Source organism: Actinoplanes sp. NPDC023936 (genome assembly GCF_040639325.1).
GTDB lineage: Bacteria > Actinomycetota > Actinomycetes > Mycobacteriales > Micromonosporaceae > Actinoplanes.
Window position 1 is genome coordinate 19,851 of sequence record NZ_JBEZZR010000062.1, and the last position, 9,251, is coordinate 29,101.

Consider the following 9,251-nt stretch of genomic DNA (forward strand, 5'->3'; position numbering starts at 1 on the left):
TTGACAGTCCGAAGTTGCAGACGGTGTTGGCGGATATCGGGTCCGGGGTGCTGCAACTGCCGGATTTCCAGCGTGAATGGAAGTGGGACGACCAGCGGATCCGGGAGCTGATCGCGACGGTCACCCTCGACTATCCGCTCGGCGTCGTCATGACCCTGGAAACGGGCGGCAAGAAGCCGTTCCGGCCACGCGCGCTCACCGGTGCGGAGTCCGGCCGGTCCACCGCTCCGGATCTCCTGCTGCTGGACGGTCAGCAGCGCCTCACCTCGCTGTACCAGGCTCTGCATCTGGACCAGCCGGTGCGGACCACCGACGAGCGCGGCCGAGAACTTGAGCGCTGGTACTACGTCGACATCGCCAAGGCCGTCGGCTCATCCACCGACCGCGACGAAGCCATCGTGTCCGTGCCGAAGGATCGGGTCCTGCGCTCTGACTTCGCCCGCCGGGTGCAACTCGATCTCAGCAGCCGAACACTGGAATGCGAGGCGAGGCACTTCCCGCTCAGCATCGTCTTCGACAGCAACAAGGTCACCGCCTGGCAACGGGAGTTCGTCCTGATGGACGAGGCCAACTGGGACCTTTGGGCCAAATTCGAGCACGGAATCCTGCACAACGTCCGGTCCTTCCAGATCCCCATGATCAAACTCGCTGCCACGACCACCAAGGACGCGGTGTGCTCCGTGTTCGAGCGGGTCAACACCGGCGGTGTCCCGCTGAACGTGTTCGAGCTGCTGACCGCCACCTACGCCGGCGACAGCGAGTACGAGCTGGCCCACGGTGACTACTACCGGCTGCCGGACACCTGGCACGACATCAAGAAGAGCCTGGTGACCTCCTACCCGGTGTTCGGACGTGCCGAGCAGGGAGTAGAAGACGGGCTGAGCAGCAGCGACTTCCTTCAAGCGGTCACGCTCGTCAGCACCTGGGAACGCAAGCGGGAGCGGCCGTCCATGGCGGTCTCCTGCAAGCGGCGCGACCTTCTAAACCTGCCGCTGGCGGACTTCATCAGGATCGCGCCTCGGGTCGCGAGTGCGTTCGAGTGGGTCGGTGAGTTCCTCAGCGAGCAGCTGATCGTGCGCCATGCCGACCTGCCCTACCGGACCCAACTGGTGCCGATGGCCGCAGTGCGGGCGATCCTCCTTGACGATGAGGCGGAGGACCCGGGTACCCGTGAACTGCTCACCCGCTGGTACTGGTGCGGCGTGCTGGGCGAGATGTATGGCGGGGCCACCGAGAGCCGTTTCACCCGCGACGTCGAGCAGCTCATCGCGGCGGTGAGAGGCGAATCGTACGGTTCATCCATGTCCTCCACGCGGTCTGGTCTGCCCGACACGATCATGGAGGCGGCGTTCCTGGCTGACCGGCTGGACACCCTGACCACCCGCAACAGCGCGGCCTACAAGGGAATTTATGCGCTCCTCATCAAGCAAGGGGCAGTCGACTGGTACCACAGCGAGGGGCCGCTGACCGCCAGCGCGCTCATCCAGCATGCTGTCGCCATCCGGCAGGTGTTCCCGAAGCCTTGGCTCGCCCGCAACTTCCCCGACGACAACCGCGGCAATTCGATCGTGAACAAGACCCCGCTGTCCTACCGGGCGAGCAAGAGCCTCATCGGCTCACCGTCGAGCTACCTCAAGGTGCTTGCCCGGGAGGCCGGCACACGGCCCGAATGGTTCGACGACGTTGTCGCCACCCACGTCATCGATCCAGCCACACTGCACGAGGACGACTTCGACGCCTTCTACGCCGACCGGTCCGCTCGCCTGGTCGAACTGGTCAACGAGGCAATGGGTAAGCGCACCGTCTTCCGTGCCGAGTCGGATCGATGAGCATGGTCGACTCGCGCCGTCCTACTCACGAGGAACTCCTCGCGCTCAAAGGCACGACCCTGCGAACCGCCGACCTTCTCGCCATGTTTGGTACGCGAGTGCGCAACCACCAGACCGTGCCGATGATCCAGGAGGCGCTGCACGAGGTCGGTCTGGACACCCGCCCGTCGTTCACTACGTGCGGACTGTCGACCGAGATGCTGATCGTCGCGAAGAGCCTGCTCCCCGTGACCGAGGATGAGGCCGAAGAGGAGGTGCTCCCCGGCACGCTGCCTCAGCAATCCTTCAAGATCGGCGATGTTCCCTCGGCGCGCAACGGGGTCGCATCGGTGAAGTCCAGTGACCTGCTCAGCGCCGCGACTCACATGATGCGCCAGAAGAAGTACTCGCAACTGCCGGTGATCGATGGCCTTGCCGACCTCAAGGGCGTCATCACGTGGGATTCGATCGCCGCCCGTTACGAGAAGGGTGAGGTACCGACCCTGGCCAGCGCGATGGTCCGGGATGACCTTCCGCTGGCCGAGGTGCATCAAGAACTCTTCACGCGCCTACCTGAGCTTGAGCGGTGCGGATACCTTTTGGTGCGGGAGAACAACGGCACCTTCGCCGGGATCATCACCGGTGCCGACATCACGGCACGGTTCCACAAGTTCGCCCAGCCTTTCTTCCTCGTTGGCGAGATCGAGTTCCGGATCCGGCGGTGTCTCGGACCCAAACTGGCGGGCGATCCTGTCCGAGCGTTGGGCCGGAGGTATCAATCGGGCGACTTCTCGGAGCTGATGTTCGGTGACTACGTCAAGTTGTTGGCTGCCGATCAGCAGGATGCGCGGCTGGCTCAGCTTGCCGACACCAACTGGGTGACACTGGGTTGGAGCGGAGTCGACCGGGCCCAGTTCGTGGCTCAGCTCGACCGGGTCAGGACCATTCGCAACAAGATTGCGCACTTCGATGAGCAGCCGCTGACCGAGCAGCAGACCGACGAGCTGTATCAGTTCTCCGGGCTACTCAAACAACTCTTGTGACTTCGTCGCCACATGGGCGACCAGTTTCGGTAGGCCCATTAGCTGAGGCTAGCCGGCGTCCCTTCGGCGCCACCGCGCCCCAGGGCGGAAGCGGTCACCAGTTCGGAGGAGGAGAGGTGCCTCCGGCGACTATGGGTATGAAAGTGTCTCCTGCCTGCGGGCTTACCGCGATATCGTCGGCCTTCTATGAGTGATTCAGCGGCCTTGGCCTTCGACGACTACGCCGCCGAATCGGCTGTTCTTGGGATCTACCGGCAAGTGTTCGCGGTTTTGGCGCGAAACGCCAACGCGATGGTGGACGATGCCGAATCGGTCGGGGTGGGCGAGTCGATCTTGCAAGCGTTCGCCGACGCGGGCCCGTCCGGGATGACGATCGAGCAGGTCCTGCTGGCGTGTCCGAGCGTGCCAGCGGATGTGGTCCGGCGCCGGTTTGAGGTGCTGCGTTCGTACCGTGCGGTGACCCGAGTCAACGAGCGGCCGCACGAGATGTTCTACCAGGCGACCTTCGCGCCGTACGTGATGCTGCTGTTCCTGCGCCGTCTGTCGCAGACCGGGGGCCAGGCGGAGCTGCACCGGATGCTGTCGATGGCCCGGCTGGCGCTGGACGACGATGACACGACCCCGGAGGTGGTGCGTGAGCAACTGCTGGAGATGACGACGGTCTTCCGGCTGCTGGCGAACCCGATCATGCAGTTGGCGAAGTCAGCAACGGTCGAATCTCTGCGGACGCAGGCGCAGCCTCTACTGGGTAACAGCGACCTGCTCGACAAGGCGCGGGTGTATCACAACGCGGCGGCTGATCGGCATCCTCAGCTGTTGCCTGAGTGCACTCAGTTGCGGATGGCGCTGGCGGCGTATCGCGACGCGTTGAACACCGCGGCTGGACGGCTGCTGGCGCACGCGGGCAAGACCCGGGCGCTGGGGCTGTTGCCGACCGAGCGGTGGCGCACATTCGCGCGTGAGAGCAGCACCGAGGGCTTGGCGCAGGCGCTTGACGGTCTGTTGTTCGACGCGCCTGAGCCGTTCTTCACCGTCGACGATCTGCTGGACGCGGTCGAGGAAGGACTACAGGCCGATACTGGCCGGGTGCCGCCGCCCCGCCCGCGTGTCGACGACGAGCCTCCGCCGACGGAGGTCGACATCGACCCGGAGGCGATTCTCTTGGCCCAGCGGGCTGAGGAGTTACTCGCCGGACGGGACGTGGTCACGGTCGCGCAGCTTCTCGCCGACGCTGGTGACTGGTCGACGAGCCGACGGGTGTTGTCGGAGGTGACCGCGATTCATCTGCGCCTTGAGCTGCCGTACACAGTGACCTGGGGTGATGGATGGCGAGTCGATGTGACATCGACACGGACGTGGGTCTCCGACGGCTGGTTTCGCCGGGATCATCAGGAGGCGACGTGAACGAGCACGACGCTGCCCTGTGGTGGGCGCGAATCCGATCCGGCGGACCGCAGCAGGTCTCGGCCGGTGGGCCGACGCCGGCCGGGCTACGCCGTCTGGTGGAGGCCGACGCCAAGGCGGTATGGCTGATCCCGAACCTGCCCGACAGCGCGGGACCGACTGTTCTGACCGAGTACGGCGTACTCGGCTCCTCGATGATGGACAGCAAAGGGACGCTGCGCGTGCTGGCCGCGACTTTGCGGTGCTGCTGGCCCGATCCGGCGACGGATCCGTGGCCTGGCCTGCCGGCTTCGATCGGGCATGTCGGTGAGGTGCTGCAGCGGCTGGTTCCGGGCCGCAACAAGGTGAGTCGGCAGCAACTGCTGTCTGCGGGGCTCCGGCGCCTCGCCTCGTCCGGTTGGGTACTGCAAGAGGGGACGGACACGGTGCGGATCGGCCCGCGGATTGCATCCTTCGGGTCGTTGGAGCTCAGCACGCTACGGGAGCTGTGGCGGTTACTCCCGGACACGCCAGAGGACAGGCATGGGGCATCGTGAAGCGTCCGAATCCGATCTTCGACGAGGTACTCGGTACGTTGCCCGATCGGCAGCGAGAGCTGGTCGAAGCCGCGTATGCGCTCCTGGAACACGGCAGCGGTGCGATTCACCGGCAGTTCCTGCCCGCCCTGCGCGACGCGACGAGCCGTGAGCGGCTAGAGGAGCTGCTTCGCCGGACCGGGCGGACGCTGGTGGCGGTCGACGCGCTGCACTTCACGTCCGGGTTCGACGACGCTGTGCGGACTGAGCTGACCGAGACCGGGTGGCAGCCGCTGCCGCTGGCCGACCGGGCGGTTCTGGTCCTGGTGCTGGTCCACTCGGTGGCGATCTCGCACAGCGAGGAGCAGATCGCTGCGGACTCTTGGGAGAGCCCGTACCCGACCACGTTGCAGGACGTCACCCGTGAGAGCAAGGTGCCGGTGGGCGAGGTCAGAGCGGCCCTGGGCAGGTTGACCGCCTGTGGGCTGCTCCGGACGGTTCGCGGCGGTGATCACGACGGCGGCTACGTCCCGGGGCCGCAGTTGTCGCGGCTGACGCCATCTGCCCGCGAGCAGTTGCAAGACCAGTTGATTCTTGCCGCGGCACCGGACCATCCGCTGGCCGCGGCGATCCGGGAACGCCGGCACAACCACGTGGGAGGGCAGCGTTGACGTCTGTAGCCGTGCCGTCGGACGGAGCCGTTGAAGACATCGTCGGCGCGCGTGTCCTCGCCGGTATCCAGATGGTCAACATCTCGCGGCTGTCGACGCACCCGGTGCCGATCACCGCCCGTGGTCTGATCACCGTGGCAGGGCAGGGGCCCTCGGACTCCAACGGCGCCGGTAAGTCGTCGTTCATCGCCGGGCTGAGCCTGCTGCATGCCGACGACCAATGGCGGTTGCAGTCGGGGGCGCAGGCCGCGGCCGAGTTGCTGTTCACCGCCGAGCTCGCTGGACAGGAGGCGATGCACGCCAACGCCGACCGCCGCTATCTGATCGGGGTGTTTGTGCCGCCGCAGGCCGACTCGGTGGAGGAGTTGGACGCGTCGGTTTTGACGGTGTGGCTGCGGATCAATCGGCAGAGCCCGCACGTGGAGCTCCGGTGGGCCCATCGGCTGCATGTGCCGTTCGGTGAGACGGAGGACGAATGTGCGGGCGGCGCCGATGGGTTGTGGGACGCGTTGCCGCGCAGTAACGGCCGCACCGACATTCGCGCCAACCGGCTCGCCCGCACCCTGTACGGCTCGACGGTCCGGTGCGTGTCGTTCCTATCGACCTCGGTGCGGGCCAGCCCGACCGCGAACCTGCTCGCCCAGCCCCTCAACGAACTGACCCCCGAGCGGATCTTCGAGGCCATCGGTGCGCTGACCGGCCTGACCGCCGAGATCGAGCAGGAGCAGAAGTCCCGGGCCGAGGAGTACGAGCACGCCGGGAAAGCCGCGCGGGCCGAGGAGGACTACGAACTGTGGGACGGCCGGATGAAGGTCGTCGAGGACGGCATCGCCTCGCGGGAGCGGGCCCGGACGATGCTGGCTGAGGCACGTGACAGTTGGCGAAGCCGCTGTGCTCGGTACTTGGTCGACGGTTTTCACGAATCCGAACGGATCGCCGTCGGCATCGAGGTGAAGGAACGCCGGCGTCAAGAACTGGACGCGCAGATCGAGACGGCCGGCGGTGAGGTGGACCGGCTGTCCGACGACAAGGCGTTCGAGGAGAGCTGCCGCATCCGAATCAAGGCGTACGAAGATCAGAAGACCGCCCAGACTGCGCTGGAGGTCGAGCAGAACCAGAACGTCGGCTCGATCGAAACCCTTGGTGGACAGCTACGGCGTCTTCAATCCGACGCGGCCGCAGCGGATGGGCGAACCGTCGAACAAGCCGAGGAAGAGATTGCCGAGGCCGAGAAGAAAATTCAGGCGGCGGAACGAGTCAAAGGCCGGACCGAACACGCATTGCGGGAGGCCAAGGCGGCACTGTCCGCAGCAGAAGGGCGAAGATGTCGCGGTCGCCCAGGTCCGGCTGCTGCGGGCGAACGACATCACCGCGGCGCCGCTGGTCGACACGATCTCCTTGACCGAACAGCAGCGACCTGCGTGGGAAGCTCGGCTGCTGCCCTATCGGCACGCTGTCGCCGTCGCCCACCAGCAAGCTCGGGATGCCGTTGAGCTGCTGGCCGTTCTTCCGGGCAGCCTCCTGGTCGAAGCTGACCCGCCCGATCACGCGCCAGATCAGGGACTTCCGGTCGCCGCGGACCCTGACCTGCCGGTCAGCCGGTTCCTCGCGGCGCTGGCCGAGCGAGCCGGCGCTGACGAACACATCGACCCCGTGGCCGGAGTGCACGGGATCGCTGGACTTCCGGAGGCACTGACCGGTCGTGCCGGCCGAATCCGAGCCGCTCAAGACCAGGTAGAGGCCGCCATCGACGACGACAAGGAAGCCGACGAGGGCATCAGCGAAGCTAAGAGGCTCAAGAACCGCGCCGACGCGCACCTACGCGGCGCGAACGCCGAGGCCGAAGCAACAGTGGTACGCAAGAAGGTGACCGCGCTCCGCAATCGCAACGCCACCATCGAGCGAGAGCTGAGCGAACTCGCCGGGCCGCTCCGCAAAGCCAAGATCGGCTACGAGGCAGCTCTGGGCGAGAAAGCCGCCCGGACTCAACAGATCGAGGCGGCAACCACCTCCCTGACCAATCTGAAGAAAGAACTCGAGCAGAACCGCGGGCAGTGGAGGGCTCTGCTCCAGCTGCGTACAGATATTGACCTGCCTCGCTTGCACGCGCAGTGGACCGGAACGGTGGAGTCCGCCGAGCAGCATCTGCTCACGCTCGATGAGAGCGAGGCGCTGCGGTCCGCGGCGGAGTGGGACGAGGTATGCGCGCGGCTGGCCAACGAGGTACGCGCCACCTGCTTTCCGCCCGGGGACCCGGAGCAAAACCGGCCGGAGGAACTACGCGTCGTCGACGAGCAGCGCGCCGATCGGCGTAGCGGAGCGTATGTGCGGATGATCCCCGACGTCCTGCGGATCGTCGGGAACTTCCTTACCGATCATGAGCGCGTCGACCGGGAGAACGCCGCACAGATCCAGCAGGAGCGGCAGGCGAAGACCATCACGCTGACCGGGGCGAAGGCCGCGCTTGAGGAGGCCATGCGGACGTCGGAGGCGTTGCGGTCGACCACTGCCAAAGCGATCAAGGCGAAGCTGCGGCAGGTGTCTGACGAGTTCGATCGACTCGACCAGAACTACGGCGGCTACGGCGGCAACCTCGACTTCCCGGAACCGGAAGCTCCCGCCGACCCGGAGAAGCCGTGGCAGTGGACTATAACCCCGCGGTGGCGGCGTGGTGAGGGCAAACCGCCCTCGTCGTATCGACTGCGTGGTAACACCGCCCAGATGGACGACAAAGCCGTGAAGCTCGTCTGCGCGGCGGCACTCGCCGGCGCCCAGGACCGGCCGCTGCTGCTGGTCCTCGACGAGCTCGGCCGTAACCTCGGTGCGGCCCACCGTCGTGACGCCGTAGCCCTATTTGAGAATATCGGCCGCGACCGTGCGATCAGCGTCGTCGGCGCCTTGCAGGACGACATGGAGCGGTACGCGATCGGCGCGTTCAGCCTCTACATCAAGTTGCGACGCTCGTCTGATGTCATGCCGTACAACCAGGCCCCGGTCGTCATCGGCAGCGAGGCGGACGCCGCCCGCGTGCAGCTGCTCTCCGATTGGATGACCTCCTTCCGGCCGGAGCCCCACACGTGACCGACACCGACGGCACTGTCCCTGAAGAGCCGGACCCCGAGATCCTCCTGAGCTGGATCCGCGACTATCCAGGCATCATTCCCTATGCACCGCTGCCTGCCAGCGGACGCTACCCACGCGACAGCAAAGGTCGGCCGCGACCGCGTTTAGCCCGGCTTCGTGCCGCAGACCCGGGTAAGGCTCCCCGCCGCCCGGACGGGCTGCTCAGCGATAGTGACTGGAGCTGGGTCATCCGCAGCGAGCACAGCTGGGCCGGCGTCACCAGCAAGTTCGGTGCCGACGCGCTGCGCATCATGCTGGCACTCGCCGCGGCCGGTTGCGTGACAATCGGCTACACCCTCAACGGCAACGCCCTAGCCCAGCCACCACGCCGGGTGTACCCGCACCCCGACCTCACAGCAGCCGAGCAAGAACGCCGAAGCCGTCGCCGCGACGATACGAGCACCATGCGCGCCAGGGCCGAGCAGCTCGCATCGGCACTCGCTGACGACTGGCCGGACGCCAGCCGAGCACTCCGGGGCATCGAGCACCCCGATCGGCTGCTTTGGGCGCTGCGCGCAGCGACCGACCTCGCTGAGGGCCGGACCCACGATTCGCTTCGCGCGTTCGTGCAGAGCCACGCCAACGACACTAAGGAGCCTGTTGCTTTTTGGCTACGGTGGTTACGGGTGACTAGCCACTTTGATCCATGTTTGTGATCATTTAGGGGTGGCGAAGTGGTATCGGCCG

Annotated in this window: 8 protein-coding genes; all 8 read left to right on the forward strand. The window is 66.2% G+C overall.

From position 1 onward, the window contains the following. Positions 1-23: 23 nt before the first annotated feature. The 8 genes from AB0F72_RS40290 to AB0F72_RS40325 all read left to right on the forward strand — a co-directional run bounded on the left by AB0F72_RS40290 (position 24) and on the right by AB0F72_RS40325 (position 9,220). Entirely contained in the window at positions 24-1,829 is a 1,806-nt protein-coding gene (locus AB0F72_RS40290; RefSeq protein WP_360443938.1) for a DUF262 domain-containing protein, read from the forward strand. Next, positions 1,826-2,851: a CBS domain-containing protein gene (locus AB0F72_RS40295; protein WP_360443917.1), complete on the forward strand. Its 1,026-nt coding sequence runs from the start codon at positions 1,826-1,828 to the stop codon at positions 2,849-2,851. Before AB0F72_RS40290 ends, AB0F72_RS40295 begins: the two co-directional genes overlap by 4 nt. A 204-nt stretch (positions 2,852-3,055) precedes the next feature. Further along, the gene (locus AB0F72_RS40300) at positions 3,056-4,255 is read left to right on the forward strand and encodes a hypothetical protein (RefSeq protein ID WP_360443920.1); all 1,200 of its coding nucleotides are present in this window, start codon (positions 3,056-3,058) and stop codon (positions 4,253-4,255) included. Then, positions 4,252-4,791, forward strand: a complete 540-nt coding sequence (locus AB0F72_RS40305) for a hypothetical protein (RefSeq protein WP_360443923.1) — start codon at positions 4,252-4,254, stop codon at positions 4,789-4,791. Before AB0F72_RS40300 ends, AB0F72_RS40305 begins: the two co-directional genes overlap by 4 nt. Continuing rightward, the gene (locus AB0F72_RS40310) at positions 4,788-5,441 is read left to right on the forward strand and encodes a hypothetical protein (protein ID WP_360443926.1); all 654 of its coding nucleotides are present in this window, start codon (positions 4,788-4,790) and stop codon (positions 5,439-5,441) included. The genes AB0F72_RS40305 and AB0F72_RS40310 overlap by 4 nt, the downstream gene beginning before the upstream one ends. Beyond that, positions 5,438-6,934, forward strand: coding sequence for a hypothetical protein (locus AB0F72_RS40315; protein WP_360443929.1), 1,497 nt, complete (start codon positions 5,438-5,440; stop codon positions 6,932-6,934). Before AB0F72_RS40310 ends, AB0F72_RS40315 begins: the two co-directional genes overlap by 4 nt. Further along, a complete protein-coding gene (locus tag AB0F72_RS40320) occupies positions 6,840-8,522 on the forward strand; it encodes a hypothetical protein (RefSeq protein WP_360443932.1) in 1,683 nt (560 codons plus the stop codon). Before AB0F72_RS40315 ends, AB0F72_RS40320 begins: the two co-directional genes overlap by 95 nt. Next, the gene (locus tag AB0F72_RS40325; protein WP_360443935.1) at positions 8,519-9,220 is read left to right on the forward strand and encodes a hypothetical protein; all 702 of its coding nucleotides are present in this window, start codon (positions 8,519-8,521) and stop codon (positions 9,218-9,220) included. Before AB0F72_RS40320 ends, AB0F72_RS40325 begins: the two co-directional genes overlap by 4 nt. Positions 9,221-9,251 lie beyond the last annotated feature (31 nt).

Bases quoted from the DNA above. Each gene is read 5' to 3' on its own strand.
- AB0F72_RS40295 (WP_360443917.1), top strand. From the start codon at position 1,826: ATGAGCATGGTCGACTCGCGCCGTCCTACTCACGAGGAACTCCTCGCG.